General features: G+C 41.3%; 11 protein-coding genes. 9 read left to right on the forward strand and 2 right to left on the reverse strand.

Translation table 11 applies throughout. The features are described 5' to 3' along the window. The first annotated feature begins 4 nt into the window (after positions 1-4). The 7 genes from HMPREF3108_RS07090 to HMPREF3108_RS07120 all read left to right on the forward strand — a co-directional run bounded on the left by HMPREF3108_RS07090 (position 5) and on the right by HMPREF3108_RS07120 (position 10679). Positions 5-928 carry a LicD family protein gene (locus HMPREF3108_RS07090; RefSeq protein WP_061593919.1) on the forward strand — a complete coding sequence of 308 codons (924 nt, stop codon included), beginning with the start codon at positions 5-7 and terminating at the stop codon, positions 926-928. Then, positions 928-2247: an O-antigen polymerase gene (locus HMPREF3108_RS07095; RefSeq protein ID WP_070494084.1), complete on the forward strand. Its 1320-nt coding sequence runs from the start codon at positions 928-930 to the stop codon at positions 2245-2247. The genes HMPREF3108_RS07090 and HMPREF3108_RS07095 overlap by 1 nt, the downstream gene beginning before the upstream one ends. Before the next feature lie 2 nt (positions 2248-2249). Next, positions 2250-2972: a 2-C-methyl-D-erythritol 4-phosphate cytidylyltransferase gene (gene ispD, locus HMPREF3108_RS07100; protein ID WP_061593921.1), complete on the forward strand. Its 723-nt coding sequence runs from the start codon at positions 2250-2252 to the stop codon at positions 2970-2972. Further along, positions 2953-4038 carry an NAD-dependent epimerase/dehydratase family protein gene (locus HMPREF3108_RS07105; protein ID WP_061593922.1) on the forward strand — a complete coding sequence of 362 codons (1086 nt, stop codon included), beginning with the start codon at positions 2953-2955 and terminating at the stop codon, positions 4036-4038. The genes ispD and HMPREF3108_RS07105 overlap by 20 nt, the downstream gene beginning before the upstream one ends. 10 nt (positions 4039-4048) lie before the next feature. Next, positions 4049-5458 (forward strand): lipopolysaccharide biosynthesis protein, encoded by a 1410-nt coding sequence (locus tag HMPREF3108_RS07110; protein WP_045634785.1) that lies wholly within the window; start codon positions 4049-4051, stop codon positions 5456-5458. A gap of 515 nt (positions 5459-5973) precedes the next feature. Beyond that, positions 5974-9456 carry a GBS Bsp-like repeat-containing protein gene (locus HMPREF3108_RS07115; RefSeq protein WP_045634786.1) on the forward strand — a complete coding sequence of 1161 codons (3483 nt, stop codon included), beginning with the start codon at positions 5974-5976 and terminating at the stop codon, positions 9454-9456. A 251-nt stretch (positions 9457-9707) separates the two neighbouring features. Beyond that, a complete protein-coding gene (locus HMPREF3108_RS07120) occupies positions 9708-10679 on the forward strand; it encodes an acyltransferase family protein (protein ID WP_061593924.1) in 972 nt (323 codons plus the stop codon). 173 nt (positions 10680-10852) lie between these two features. Here the strand turns inward: HMPREF3108_RS07120 and HMPREF3108_RS07125 are convergent, their stop codons facing one another. Further along, positions 10853-11725: an RluA family pseudouridine synthase gene (locus tag HMPREF3108_RS07125; protein ID WP_061593925.1), complete on the reverse strand. Its 873-nt coding sequence runs from the start codon at positions 11723-11725 to the stop codon at positions 10853-10855. 150 nt (positions 11726-11875) lie between these two features. On the opposite strand from HMPREF3108_RS07125, the gene pbp2a reads away from it, so the two are divergent. After that, entirely contained in the window at positions 11876-14098 is a 2223-nt protein-coding gene (gene pbp2a / locus HMPREF3108_RS07130) for a penicillin-binding protein PBP2A (protein WP_045634789.1), read from the forward strand. 124 nt (positions 14099-14222) lie between these two features. Here pbp2a and HMPREF3108_RS07135 read toward each other — a convergent pair whose 3' ends face one another. After that, complete coding sequence (locus HMPREF3108_RS07135) at positions 14223-15137, reverse strand: KPN_02809 family neutral zinc metallopeptidase (protein ID WP_070494086.1); 915 nt, start codon at positions 15135-15137, stop codon at positions 14223-14225. A gap of 150 nt (positions 15138-15287) precedes the next feature. On the opposite strand from HMPREF3108_RS07135, the gene rpmG reads away from it, so the two are divergent. Continuing rightward, positions 15288-15440 (forward strand): 50S ribosomal protein L33, encoded by a 153-nt coding sequence (rpmG, locus tag HMPREF3108_RS10510; protein WP_008809931.1) that lies wholly within the window; start codon positions 15288-15290, stop codon positions 15438-15440. Positions 15441-15442 lie beyond the last annotated feature (2 nt).

Genomic DNA, 15442 nt, shown 5'->3' on the forward strand with positions numbered 1-15442 from the left:
GAAAATGCGAAGTACAAGCAAAATAGAATGGGAGTTAGCATTAAGTGAACGCTTCAGCCCTATGTATCAAAAGATTTCAGATGAAAAATTGAAGGCCTTGCAGGTAGCCTATTTGGAAATGTATAAACAATTTGACAAGATCTGCAAAGAGCATGGTCTGATTTCCTATATGGTTGCGGGTACTCTTATAGGATCTTTGCGACACGGTGGCTATATTCCTTGGGATGATGATATCGACTTAGTCATGTTTCGAGAAGATTACAATCGTTTAAAAGAAGTTTTTACAGATAATCAGTATTTTGAACTAATTTCTCCAGCCGAAACAAAGGATAGTGTTTTTAAAGTGATGAAGTTGCAGAGCAAATCCTGGACTTATTACGACGTTCTAGGTGAGGGGTTTAGTCAGAAGAAATATCTTTATCTGGATATGCTACCGATTGATTTCGTTCCTGAAAATGATATAGTTCGTAAGTTGAAGGGTTTGCTATTCAGAGCACTGGATCTGTCTCATAATAGTTCTCGATGCTATACAAAGTTTACACCTCACCTAACTTACATGTCTAAAGAATCAAAGGAGCTCAAAAAAAACCTTTGGATCAGACGGATTGTGGGTTTTCCTGCTTACATCATTGGCCCTTCTAATATGTACAAGTTAATGGAATGGCTTATCCAATCAAAGAAGAAGACTTCAAAAATTACGATTGCCTATGGAGTTAAGGGCTATTTGGGTGAAACAGTGGATTACAAGACTTTTTTCCCAGCTCGAAAGTATCCCTTTGAAGGCCTGGAATTTTATGGTCCAAATGACGCTGATGCATATTTAACCAATCGTTATGGTGACTATATGACACCTCCTGAGAAAAAAGAGCAGACAGAGCGTCATGTCAGACTAAAAGATAATTGGGTAGATTTGATAGAGAGAAGATAATGATTTATTTACTAATTTTAGGAAGTCTCCTCTTATTGTTTTTTGCAACAAGGACAGTAAAGAGAGATTATGCTAATCCCGGATTTATATATTTAGCAGTGTGGTTGATAGCTAGCGTTTCAACTGCTCTTTATTCTTCAAAATGGGGAGAAGAGATTTCACTGGTGACAGTCATTATCATTCTCCTTGGGAATGCCATTTTTTTAATGGGAGTTTTGTCATCTTCAACCTTATTTCCGGCTAGACAGACTCCAATAAAGCTAGCACGTGTTCGGGTAAATAACATTTGTATTATTTTAGTGCTTTTATTCCTGGCTTTTTCGGTTAAGACCGTTTATTCCGAGTTGGTATATCTGGCTACTCAGAGTGGGCAACCTATAAGTGGTATTTTTAAAACGATTGAGCTAGCTCGACACATGACAACCAACTATGATTTCGCCATCAGCCGTTTAAGCTTAAATTTATTGCGCATCAATTTCGCGGTGGGTATCGTTTTCTTCTATTTCTTTTGTGAATCAGTTTTCTCTGGTGAGAAAGGTATTTTTTACAAAGGGAAGTTGCTACTGATTAGTCTAATTTCTTTAGGAATTTCTCTTTTATCTACTGGGAGAACTGAAATGTTGGGACTTGTTTCGGGCTATGCTGTTCTCTATATTTTGTTTTATTCAAAATATTATGCGTGGGCAAACAGTCATTACAGCAGGAAGTTGTTCAGAACGCTTTTGACCATAGGGTTTCTATTTATTGTGCTCTTTATAGTGGTTGGGACATTTGTATTGAATCGAGTAGATAGTCAATCAGAACTAGGCTTTTTGGATAACCTTATTAAATATATGGGATCGCCCATTCAAGCTTTTGATTATTTCCTAAAGAATCCTTCTCTTTATGCTAACAATCAAGTATTTGGAGAAAATACCTTGATTGCTATTTACGGAAGCCTGAAATCTTTAGGCTTATCCAACTATGACTTAACACCATTTTTGCCAGTTATAAATTTTAACGGTGATAAAACAAATGTTTATACCATCTACTATTACTTTGTAAAAGATTTTGGATATCTTTCTATTTTGATTATGCAACTTTCATATGGTTTCTTCTTTGGAAGTTTCTATTACTCTATAAAGAGACGTGGCTTTAGCCCTCTAAAGGTAATAATATACTCCTTGTTTGCTTATCCTTTGGTCATTTCATTTTTTCAGGAGACTCTCTTATCACTCTTGACGACCCACATTAATCGGATAATTTATGCTATTGCCATCTATTTTGGGGTTCAATTCTTAAGTAGAGTTAGATTTAAATTAAGAGAAAGGAAGATATAGCTATGACAGTATCAGCGTTGATATTTGCGGGTGGAACTGGCAAACGAATGAACACTAAAACCTTGCCTAAACAGTTTTTAGAGTTACACGGAAAGCCAATAATTATCCATACAATTGAGCATTTTGAGTCTCATCCCGAAATAAAGGATATTGTAGTTGTTTGTGTAGATGACTGGCTGGACTACTGCAAAGATCTATTAGCTAAATTTAATATCAAAAAAGTAAGTCAGGTTGTTCCCGGAGGGGAAACCGGACAAATGTCTATTTTCAATGGATTAGAAGCTCTGCGAGAAAAATACCAAGGAAATGATGATTACGTTTTGATTCATGATGGAGTTCGTCCCTTGATTGACGAGGAGACAATTTCTAAGAATATAGAATCAGTTAAAAAGTATGGGACAGCTATTACTGTTAAACCAGTCATTGAAACTGTAGTTCAAGTGGATGAAGAAGACATCATTAACAATGTGATTGAGCGATCTACTTGTCAAACTGCTGTAGCTCCTCAGTCTTTTGTTCTTTCTGAGATTCATTCCTTGCATATGAGGGCACAAGCTGAGAAGCTTTTCGATATGACGGATTCTGCGACATTGGCCCGTTATTTTGGACTCCCTCTGCATACAGTCATGGGGGGCAGTGAAAATATCAAAATTACGACTCCATCTGATTTCTATATTTTTAGAGCGATTTACGAAGCGCGTGAAAATGCACAAATTTTTGGTTGATATGGGAAAAAATACGATTTTACAAAAAGACATGAAAGACCTAGCTGCTGTCAGTCCTATTCTGAGAGAATTGAGAAACGTTACTGTCTTGGTAACCGGAGCAACTGGTCTTATAGGTAGACATTGTATTTCCGCTTTGATGGCTTTAAATGATTTGTACAATGCCAATGTCAGAGTAGTAGCCTTGGCGCGAAATCAGAAAAAAGCGGAAGATCTATTTCCGGATTTGTTACATAGTGAGAATCTGAAGTTAGTGTATGCTGACTTGCTGTCAGATTGGAAAATAGAGGAAGATTTGGATTATATTATCCATGGAGCCAGTGCGACGGACTCCTCTTTTTTCGTTGAGCATCCTGTGGAGACAATTGATCTAGCCGTAAATGGAACGGAAAAGCTACTGGAGCTGGCTAAAAACAAGCAGATTCGCAGTATGGTCTATCTCTCTTCTCTGGAAGTCTATGGAATGACAAATCCGGAAGCTTCCAGCATTAGCGAGAAAGATTACGGTTATTTGGATCCAACCAGTGTCCGTAGCAGTTATTCGGAAAGCAAGCGCATGGCAGAGTCCTTGTGTGTAGGCTATTGTCATCAGTATCAGGTGCCGGTTAGAATGGCTCGTTTGTCACAAACCTTTGGCCCAGGTGTGAGCTATGAAGACAACAGAGTTTTTGCGCAGTTTGCGCGTGCTGTCCTTGAAAAGAGCGATATTATCCTCCGAACTAAAGGGGAAACTGTTCGGAACTACTGCTATACCAAAGATGCTATTGAAGCCATTTTTTACATTCTGCTGAAAGGCCAAGCAGGTCAAGCTTATAATGTCGCCAATAAAGAGACGGCCATTTCCATTCGTGAGATGGCGGAGATGGTTATTGAACTCAGCGGTAGCAATGAAACGAAGTTGGTCTTTGATTTGGCTGAGGATGTGGAAAAGCTAGGCTATAATCAGACAGTCAAGATTCGTCTCAATACGGACAAGCTTGAGAGTTTGGGTTGGCAAGCTCATACTGATTTAGAAACCATGTTTTTACGTTTGATTGATAGCATGGCTACAGATAGGAAAGAATAGGAGGGCAAACTTGTCTGGTGGATTTAAAAAAATAGTAGCTAATTTTTCCTATGTTGTCTTGTCCAATTTGCTGACAGTAATAGTTTCTTCTCTGGTTGTCTTAATTTTGCCTAAGATTATGGGTGTAGAGGAGTATGGTTACTGGCAACTCTATATTTTCTATTTATCTTATGCCGGTTTTGTTCATCTGGGCTGGGTGGATGGAATCTACCTTCGCTACGGTGGTTTGGAGTATGATGATCTGGATAAAGAGAAGTTTTTCTCTCAATTTCTCATGCTTTTAATCTATCTGACAGGGATTGGAATTTTATTTTTATTAGGGATTTCTGCCTTTATTAGAGATGATAGCAGTCGGTTTGTTTTTACACTTTTGGTTTATACCATGTTGGTCACCAATCTGCGCTTTCTCTTTGTTTACGTTCTGCAGATGACTAATCGACTAAAGGAGAGTTCCTATGTTGTCAGTGGAGACCGACTCCTCTATTTACTGCTTTTGCTGGTCTTTATTTTTGTAGGTTTCCGAGACTTCAAGATTATGGTCTATGCAGATTTGATTGGTAGAGTTGTTTCTCTTTTTTATGCCATGTACCTATGCCGAGATATGGCCTTGCGACCTCTCAATCAATTTAAGCTTGATATACGGGAAACGGTTCGCAATATTGCTGTCGGGATTAATCTGATGCTATCAAATGTAGCCAGTATGCTCATTATCGGGACGGTTCGAATGGGGATTCAAAAGGTATGGAACATTGCTACATTTGGGAAAGTGTCCCTGACCCTGAGCATTTCCAATCTGCTGATGACCTTTATCAATGCTATCGGTTTGGTCATTTTTCCAATTTTGAAACGGACGGATGAAAGCAAGTTGCCTAAGATTTACAATCAGTTGCGGAATGTCCTTATGGTTGTTATGTTTGGGGTGCTTTTGCTGTATTATCCCCTGAAAATTGCTTTGGACAGCTGGCTGCCGGCTTACAGAGAGTCCTTGATATTTATGGCTCTAGTCTTTCCTATGTCTGTCTACGAGGGCAAGATGGCACTGCTCATTAATACCTACTTAAAAGCCCTACGAATGGAGAGGCAGATTTTTAAAGTAAATGTTATTGCTATGCTCTTAAGTTTTGCTACTACCTTGATTTTTGCAGTTTTTCTGCGCAACCTGAATGCTACAGTGCTGTCTATCGTTCTATTGCTGGCGACTAGGAGTATATTGGCAGAGCTAATCTTAGCCAAGAGGATGCAGATTGAGGTCGTCAAAGATATCTGGGTTGAGTTGCTAATGACACTTGTGTTTATTGCTTCGAATTGGTTTTTATCAGTTTATCTTGCTGCAGCCGCTTACGGCTTTGTTTATCTGACTTACAGCTTTTTCAAGTTCCAAAGTTTGAAGGGCTTGCTCCAGCAATTGCGAGCTCGTTGATGCTTGAGAAATTATAAATAATTTAACAATTTAAATGCTAAGCCCTGTCTGGGCTTTTTGTATGCACTCAAAAGTTTGGATCGTTGTCATCTGTAGTGGGTGAACGACTTGAATCGAAATCCTGCGCAATAAAGCTCAGTTTCTCATTCTTAAAGTTATATTCCTCCTAGATCAGAGGCGCAGGAAGCCAGGTCTGATCAGTCTTGGTCTTCGATTCATGTGACGTTTAAAGCTTGTACAGCAAATTTTTAGCGCTGGCAGTTATAGGGACTTTCTTGATTAGTTTTTTGAGTGATTTGTTGGTTGACGATAGTTGCTAATTGGTGATTTTTTTTGACCAAGGAAGTCTCAGCGACAGCCATTTTGCTACAGATTTTACAATAAAGCCACCATTTCTAAAGTGATTTTATACACTACAGAAACGATAGAAGCATTATTAGTAATTTCCCTTTTCAGCTCAAGTTTCTTGTGCTACAATGGAGGTATACTGAAATTCGTGTTAAAGAGGGAGTTACATGAAAAAGAAGGATTTTATTTATTATGCTAGTGCAGCATTGCTACTAGCTGTTTCAGTTCAACCTGCCTATGCAGATGAACAAGAGTCCGCTGTACAGCCTATCCAGGTAAAAGCTGAACAGGCTCAAGATACAGTGGCAAAGACAGCTTCAGACGCTTCAGAAAAGGTCGAGTCAAAGGGAGAGGCCAGAACAGATCGTCAGGAAGAGCAAGAAAACTCACAAGCTGAACAAAATACTGAAAGTAGTCAGTCAGTACCAGCTTCTCTTCCAAAACAGTCGCAAACTAAGGTTGAGAACCAGTCGGCTAGTATTGAAGAAACTGCCCAAAGAGAAGAAGTTAGCAAGGTTGATGAGGCTGCATCGAAAAAAGGAGCTGCTGGGAACACAACCTTCTATAGCACTGGACATGCTGGGCCAGCTAGTCGTTCAAGTGATGAGGCTGTTCAAGCCAAAACATTTGTCGATGTCAGCAGTCATAACGGAAGCATAAGCGTCAATGACTATCTCACTCTTGCCAACAAGGGAGTTGGTGGAGTTGTCGTGAAACTAACAGAAGGCACCACCTATAGGAACCCTTACGCAGGAGAACAAGCTCGCAATGCCCAGTTGGCTGGTTTGCAAGTGTCTGCCTATGCTTTTTCACATTATACTAGTGAAGAGCAGGCAAGAGCAGAAGCTCGTCACTTTATCTCAGAAGCTAGAAATCTTAATCTTCCAAAGAATACGGTCATGGTTAATGATATGGAAGATGCTAAAATGAAGGATAACATCAATCGGAATACCCTTGCATGGGCTGATGAAATGCGTAAGAATGGCTATACAAATCTTATGTATTATACTAGTGCCAGCTGGATTGATGAAAATAATCTAAGAGGTAAAGGGCCTGTCAAAACAGCCCAGTTTGGTTTGGAAAATTTCTGGGTAGCTCAATACCCAACAGCTAAACTTTCAACTAACGATGCGAAGACTCTCCGCTATAATGGGCGGGCAGGGGCTTGGCAGTTTACCTCCCAGGCTGAATTGTTGCCAGGTAAGCATGTTTTTGACCATAGTGTAGACTACACTGGCCGTTTCACTTCTCAAGCTAAACCAGCGCCAGAAGTACCCAAAGGACCTCTGAGCGGGAAGATTACCATTGAAAATAACGATTCTCTTGCAGGTCGTTTTGACGTTGTTATCTCAAATGTTTTGGCCCCTCAAGGTGTAGCCAGTGTTTCTGTACCAGTTTGGTCGGATGATAAAGGCCAGGATGATTTGGTTTGGTATCATGCGACTCGTCAGCAAGATGGTCGCTATCGCGTAACAGTGAAAGCTAGTGACCATAAGAATGCTACAGGTAAGTATCATGTTCATCTCTACTATACTCAACTAAATGGTGAGCAGATAGGAGTAACTGCAACAACTACTGAAGTTTCTATTGGAAAGACAGCAAATAAAGAGAAACCTAGTGGAAGAGTCACGATTGAAAATAATAACCCTACCACTGGCACTTTTGATGCGGTTATTCGCGATGTCGTTTCTCCAAATGGACTTAAGGAAGTACTAGTTCCAACCTGGTCAGAGGTCAACGGTCAGGATGATCTTGTTTGGCACAAGGCAGTAAAACAAGCAGATGGTAGCTACCGAGCGACGATTAAAGCTAGCGATCATAAAAATTCCCAAGGGAAGTATCTGTCTCATGTCTATTATGTCACAGCGACAGGAACAAAAGAATTTGTAACGGGTACGGCTACTACCGTTCATCACAAGCATTCAGCTGGGACTCTTACAATTGAAAATAACAACTCTACCACTGGAACTTTTGATGCGGTTATTCGTAATGTAGTCGCTCCAAATGGTCTCAAGGAGGTATTAGTTCCAACCTGGTCAGAAGTCAACGGTCAGGATGATCTGGTTTGGCACAAGGCAGTAAAACAAGCAGATGGTAGCTACCGAGCGACGATTAAAGCTAGCGATCATAAAAATTCCCAAGGGAAGTATCTGTCTCATGTCTATTATGTCACAGCGACAGGAACAAAAGAATTTGTAACGGGTACGGCTACTACTGTTCATCACAAACATTCAGCTGGGACTCTTACCATTGAAAATAATAACTCTGTCACTGGTACTTTTGATGCGGTCATTCGTGATGTAGTCGCTCCCAATGGTCTCAATGAAGTATTGGTTCCAACCTGGTCAGAAGTCAACGGTCAGGATGATCTGGTTTGGCACAAGGCAGTAAAACAAGCAGATGGTAGCTACCGAGCGACGATTAAAGCTAGCGATCATAAAAATTCCCAAGGGAAGTATCTGTCTCATGTCTATTATGTCACAGCGACAGGAACAAAAGAATTTGTAACGGGTACGGCTACTACTGTTCATCAAAGCAAGGTGACTGGTACCTTAACCATTACCAATAAGAACCCAGAGGTAGGGAGCTTTGATGTCGTTATATCAGACGTCTTCAGTCCTAAAGGAGTTCAATCGGTTCAAGTTCCCGTTTGGTCTGACCAAGGCGGACAAGATGACTTGATCTGGTACAGTGCGACTCGTCAATCAGATGGTAGCTATAAGGCTAGCATCAAGGCAGAAAATCACAAGAATTCTACTGGTACTTATCACGTTCACCTTTACTACATCCAGAATGATGGAAGTCGTATAGGAGTCCATTCGACTACAACGCAGGTAGAGTACCGTAATCTAACGCATAAGACGAAAGCTTATATTAAAGACGTAAATTCTCAGACGGGCACATTTACCGTTGCGGTGGATCAATCTTCCCAAGGGAAACGAATTAAAAATATTCGCGCAGCTGTATGGTCTCAAGCACATCAAGAAAATTTGTCTTGGTATACGCAGACTCCTGCTGGTGGTCATACTGAGATTGGGATTACAGCGGTCAACCACGGTAACAAACAAGGTGATTACACGACTCACGTATATGTTGATTATACGGATGGCAGTGTGGAAGGATTTAACCTAGGGCAAACCAGATTGATGCCCCACCAAGTGACAGATCAAAAAAATAGAGTTATTCGTGCAGCTTCAAATCTGGTAGGTACGTCAACGGGTAGTGCAGCTCATCAGCGCATGGTTGAGGACTATAACAGTGTGAAACCTTTACCAGTCGGCTATGCTGTAAAGAATACAGATGATTGGTGCGATGTATTTGTTACAGTTGTTTTCCAACGAGAAGGTCTTAGTCATTTAGTAGGACGAGAGTGTGGAGTAGAACGTCATATTCAAATCTTTAAAAAATTAGGAATTTGGAATGAAGATGGAACTACGACTCCTCAATCAGGTGATATTATTACTTTCAACTGGGATAAAGATACCCAGCAAAATGATGGCTGGGCGGATCATATAGGTATTGTTGAGAGAGTAGAGAATGGATGGATTCATACAATCGAAGGAAATTCAAGCAACGGAGTTGTAAGAAGAAATACCTATCGGGTTGGTCATGGTAATATTCGAGGATTTGCAAGACCACATTATCAATAAACAAAGGGTTGAAGAAAGTTGCTCTAGGGTACACTTTCCTCGGCCTTTTTATAGGTCTGAAAATCTCTAGAAGTGCTATTTTGGGACTTGATAGGGCAGGTTTTTCATTGATTTCATTACTTGTAGGTGCTATAGAAAATGATGGTTTATAGGATAGGAAGAAAGGTGGCTGTCATCAAATGATATGATTCTTAATGCTTGTGTCATCTGGTCTTGACAGATTGTAACATTGAACGTGCTATAATGTCTGCATGAAGACAGAAAATACAACTTTGCATGCTGTTAAGGCCCTAGCCTGTTTCAGTATCGTTTCTCTGCACTTTTTGTTACCAGGGGAATTTGGTGTTTTTTATCAGATTGTGGCCCGTTTTGCAGTGCCCTTTTTCATGATGTTGTCAGGCTATTTTTCCTTTAATATTTCTAGGGAAAAGGTCAAGTATCGCCTCAAGCAAATGTTGCTTTTGACAATCGCTAGTCTGATATTTTACTCGATTGTGCATTTTATTGACTTAGTACTGTCGGGAGAGCTGGCGGAAAAGATGGCAACTATAGACCAGTCAGATTTTGCCAATTTCTTCTTTTTTAACAGTCCTAGAGATTTGATTGGTCCTACTGCTACCCCGACTTGGTATTTGTTGGCTATTTCCTATATTTACGGGCTTTATCTCTTTTTTTATAAGTATTTCCACCGCCTGACCACCTTTGGAGTGTCTCTGATTCTGCTAGCTCTGGCCTTTTGTATCGAGTTCAATACCAACAGTACCCTATACTATCGAAATTTCCTGTTTATGGGCCTTCCCTTTTTCATTATGGGGATGCAGTTCGCCAAGCATCGGGAACGTATTTTAGCCTACGACTTATCGTCTGTCAGGAAATGGGCTATTAGCTTGGGAATAATAGGTTTGATTCTGCTTGAATACTGTTTTATGGGGACAGAGCACGACCTTTACCCCAGCACTCTTTTATCATCTAGTGCGATTTTCCTCTATGCGATCAGAAATGGGACCAATATTGATGTTCCGATTTTGAACAATATCGCCAAGCGATATGCCACTATGATTTATATTATTCATCCGTTCATCATCTTCATCTTTAGGCAATTAATGCCCCGGAATGGCATATATAGTTTTGGCTTCTTTATCATTCTCTTGCTGTCATATCTACTGAGCATGGCCTTTCAGAAAGTCGTCAGACCCAGAATTATCAGCCTGCTTCCAGCTTAGTAAGGCAAGATAGGAGATAGAATCGCTTTCTGACACCAAAGAAAGAGCAACAAATTTTTCTGTTGCTTTTTTCTTGCATCTATTAAGGCGAAAGGAGTGAAGGACTCTGTGTGCTTGGTTATGATGGCTGGAGGTTTAGTCCGAGTGGATTTGAGTTTACTAGTAGTATCTTCTTATGCTTTCAGCTTTTCTAGCCCTTCTTCAAAACTTTTAGATGGGGCTTCAAGGCTGATTTTTTCTAAAGTAAAGGGATGGACAAAGCTCAGTCGGTGGGCATGAAGCATGAGACGCCCATGGGGTTGTGGATGATACAGAGGATCACCGACCAAGGGAAAACCATGGTGGGATAGGTGGACGCGGATCTGATGGGTGCGGCCAGTTTTGAGTTGGCATTTGACAAGAGTTTCTTTTCCAAAACTTTTTAGTCGCGTCACGTGAGTTTCGGCGTATTGGCCATGTTTGTTGTCAACCAGCCGTTTTCTCCAATCATGGCGGTCCCGACCGATTTTGTCCTTAAAAACCCTGTTTTTGACGGGGAATTTTCCATCTACTAAAGCCCAGTATTCTCGCTGGATATCCTTGTTTTCCAGCAGACGATTGAGTATAGGCAAGACAAAGGGGTTTTTAGCAAAGAGAACAGCGCCACTGGTCTCCTTATCAAGCCTGTGAACCACATAGCAGGTCTCACCTACATAGGCAGATACATGATTGAGCAGAGCCAATTCGGTCGGCTCATTGGCGTGAGTTTTCATGCCTTCAGGTTTGTTGACGATGATGAGATGCTGGTCTTGGTAGAGTTCCTGGACAAGTTCCGGCTGGCCCATAAGGATGGCTTTTGCTGGGTAATCTTCTTCATCAAAGGTCAGCGACAAGAGATCGCCTGCCTGAATCTTGCTTTGCCAGTTGACAGTTTGATTATTGACCAAGACATGCTTTTTTGTCCGAAGGAAATGGCGAATTTTTCTGGGAATGAGGAAATAGTCTTCCAGTAGTTCTTTTATGCTCATAGTTGGCATTTTTTCAGGGATTCGAAAGTTAAATTGCATGCCTTTATTTTAACAAAAAGAGCAGAACTTTGAAAGTTAAGATCAAAAACAAGGTAGAAGCTCTGCTATTTCTTAAAAAAATCTAAAAGGAAGGCCCTATGGAACAGCACTTTCTTGTATACTCTCTGGGAAGGTGATAAAATAAGGGTTATGAAAAAGCTAAATGATATTTTTGAAACCTTAATTCAACATTTTAAGAAAGAAGATTCACCGGCTGAGTCTGCGGAGGAGACAGATACAAGTGCTGAACCACGTCTGTCTCGATCAGGTCGCTCAGCTAAGCGAACATCTTCAAAAGGGCAAGGTCCCTTCCGACGTTTTTGGCGTAGATACCATTTGACCAAGATTATCTTGATTTTAGGTCTAGGATTTGGGCTGGTGACGGGAGGCTATCTCTTTTATGTAGCCAAGACCACCAATGTCAACGACTTGCAAAATGCCTTGAAGGCGACTACGATGATCTATGATAAAGATGGTCAAGAAGCGGGTAGTTTGACAGGTCAAAAAGGGACCTATGTCGAATTGGACCAGATCAGTAAGGACTTGCAGAACGCTGTCATTGCGACCGAAGACCGCTCCTTCTACAAAAATAGCGGAATCAATTATGGCCGTTTCTTCTTAGCAATTTTGACAGCAGGCCGATCGGGCGGTGGCTCGACCATCACTCAGCAGTTGGCCAAAAATGCATACCTTTCTCAGGACCAGACCATTGAGCGGAAGGCCAAGGAGTTTTTCCTAGCTCTAGAATTAACCAAAAAATACAGTAAAGATCAGATTCTGACCATGTATCTGAACAATTCTTACTTTGGTAATGGTGTCTGGGGAGTAGAGGATGCCAGCAAGAAATACTTTGGAGTATCAGCTAGCCAACTGTCTCTCGATCAAGCAGCTACACTGGCCGGTATGCTCAAGGGGCCAGAGATATACAATCCCTTGTACTCAGTTGAAAATGCGACCAATCGCCGGGATACAGTTCTGAATAATATGGTTGCAGCCGGCTATATTGACAAAGCAACAGCTGATCAAGCAGCAGCGAACGGTCTTGGTAGCCAGTTGGTGGATGCCTATGCTGGAAAATCCGAAGATTATCGCTATCCATCCTATTTTGATGCTGTTATTAACGAAGCCATTCATGACTATGGTCTAAAAGAGGAAGATATCATTAAAAATGGCTATCGCATCTATACTGAGTTGGATCAAAACTACCAGGCCAGTATGCAGGTTATTTACAGTAACGAGAGTCTCTTCCCTGTTTCAGAAGCAGATGGAACACGGGCAGAATCGGGAAGTGTGGCCTTGGATCCCAAGACTGGAGGGGTGAGAGCCCTGGTCGGTCGAGTCAACAGCCAGGCGGCCGGTTTCCGTTCCTTTAACTATGCAACCCAGTCAGCTCGTAGTCCAGGTTCGACCATTAAACCACTGGTTGTATATAGCCCAGCAATCGCAGCTGGTTGGTCGACCGATAAAGAGTTAGACAATACTACGACGACCTATGGATCTTATACGGTCAATAACTATGGTGGCATTCAAACTAGCCCGACAGTGCCTATGTATCAGGCTTTGGCGGATTCTCTGAATATCCCAGCGGTAGCAACAGTTAAAGAGTTGGGTATAGAGAAAGCTTTTGAATATGGTCAAAAGTTTGGTTTGAATATGAAAAAGGTTGAGCAAAATCTCAGTGTAGCATTGGGAGCAGGTGTGAATACCAATCCTCTCCAAATGGCTCAGGCCTACTCCGCTTTTGCGAATGATGGTGTCATGCATGATGCCCACTTGATCACTAAGATTGAAAACGCTAGTGGTCAAATCGTTAAGACCCACAAGTCTAGCTCCACTCGAGTCCTCAATCAATCGACTGCGAAAAAGATGACCAGTATGATGTTAGGAACCTTCTCAAACGGAACAGGAATCTACGCAGCACCATATAATTATACGATGGCAGGTAAGACAGGGACGACTGAGACAGACTTCAACCCTGACTTATCAGGAGACCAGTGGGTCATCGGCTATACACCTGATGTTGTTATCAGTCAGTGGCTAGGATTTCCAAAGACAGATGAAAACCACTACCTGACAGGAACCAGTGCCAACGAAGCTTCTGTGATTTTCCGAAATGTAGCCAATAGTGTCCTGCCATACACGGAAGGAACCAAATTCTCTGAAAAGAATACCTATGCTCAAAACGGTATTGCCCCGGTAGACACCTATGGCACTGGAAATACCGAGAATCAAGGTGGCAATGATTTCTTACAAGGTGTACAGGACAAGGCAAAAGAGATTGTCGATCAGGCTAAAAATGCTATCGAAGAGGCAGATATTCCAGGTAAAGCTAAAAATGCTTGGGATACAGTTAAGAGCTGGTTTGGTTGGTAAGTTTCTTATCTCAATAGATGGATTAGTTATAAAAGTCTATCTCTTGAGGCTCCAGCTTGCGCTCATCAATCAAGAAGTATATGTCACAGTAAGTCAATCAGATAAAAAGACCTTTAGGATTTTCCTAAAGGTCTTTTTCAGGTACACTAAAGGTGTCACCGTGTTCAAAATCGCCGTATTGGTAACCACGTTTGAACCAACGCATACGTTGCTCCGCACTTCCGTGTGTAAAGCTATCAGGTACAGAATAGCCGTAGGCCTGTTCTTGCAAGGTGTCGTCTCCGACTGCATGGGCTGCATTAAGTGCTTCCTCAATATCGCCAACATCTAGTAAGTTTTCTTGTTCAATATAACGAGCCCAGACCCCAGCGTAGTAGTCCGCCTGAAGTTCCAAACGAACATTTAGAGCATTCTTCTCCTTTTCTGACTTTCCTCTCACCATTTGCTGGTAGGATTGAAGTGTTCCTAGTTGGTTTTGGATATGGTGTCCAACTTCGTGCGCGATAACGTAAGCCATGGCAAAGTCACCACTTGCCCGATACTTAGTAGTCAGCTCTTGGTAGAAGCGAATATCCAGGTAAATTTTTTGGTCGTTAGGGCAGTAAAAAGGTCCCGCAGAGGCCTGGCCGACCCCACAACCAGTTCTAGTTTGACCGGTATAGAAGACCAGTTTAGGCTTATAATAGGTTCTCCCTTCTTTTTCAAAGGTTTGAGTCCAAAAAACTTCTGTAGTCCCTAAGACCTTGCTGACAAATTGGGCGTCTTTGTCATTGACCTGAGTATGGTTTTGCTGAGAAACTTGGGTGGACTCATAGTGGTGGGAAGTCCCTGTGTCAAAAATGCCAGACAAACCAGCACCACCCCCTAAGAAAAGTAAGAGTAGTATTAGGACAAGCTTGCTTTTAAAACTGCCAGGCGCTAACAGGATTCGCAATATTCCGTTTCCCAGTCGAGCATTGCCTGACCCGTAGCTAGCCGATCCCCCTTCATTGCGACGGTCTTCAATATTATTACTTTCTTTTAAATGATCAGTTTTCACGTTTTCTTCTCCTTTATGACATCTATTTTACCAAATCACCAGCGAAAATAATAGCTGTTCGTTAGATGAAGTAAAAAAGCTTCAAAGGATTGACGTCCAGACCTTGTCAAAAGAAAAAAATCCTGCTATAATTGGAAAGATGGAGGCGTTATGGCATTAAAAAAAGCAAGTCTGGCGTGTACGGTTTGTGGATCGAGAAATTACTCAATAAAGCTGAGTAGTACGCCAAAACCAAAACGTCTAGAAGTAAACAAGTTTTGTAAACATTGTAATAAATACACTATTCATAAAGAAACAAGATAGGA

The organism is Streptococcus sp. HMSC10A01 (assembly GCF_001807785.1).
In the GTDB taxonomy this organism is placed as follows: domain Bacteria; phylum Bacillota; class Bacilli; order Lactobacillales; family Streptococcaceae; genus Streptococcus; species Streptococcus gordonii.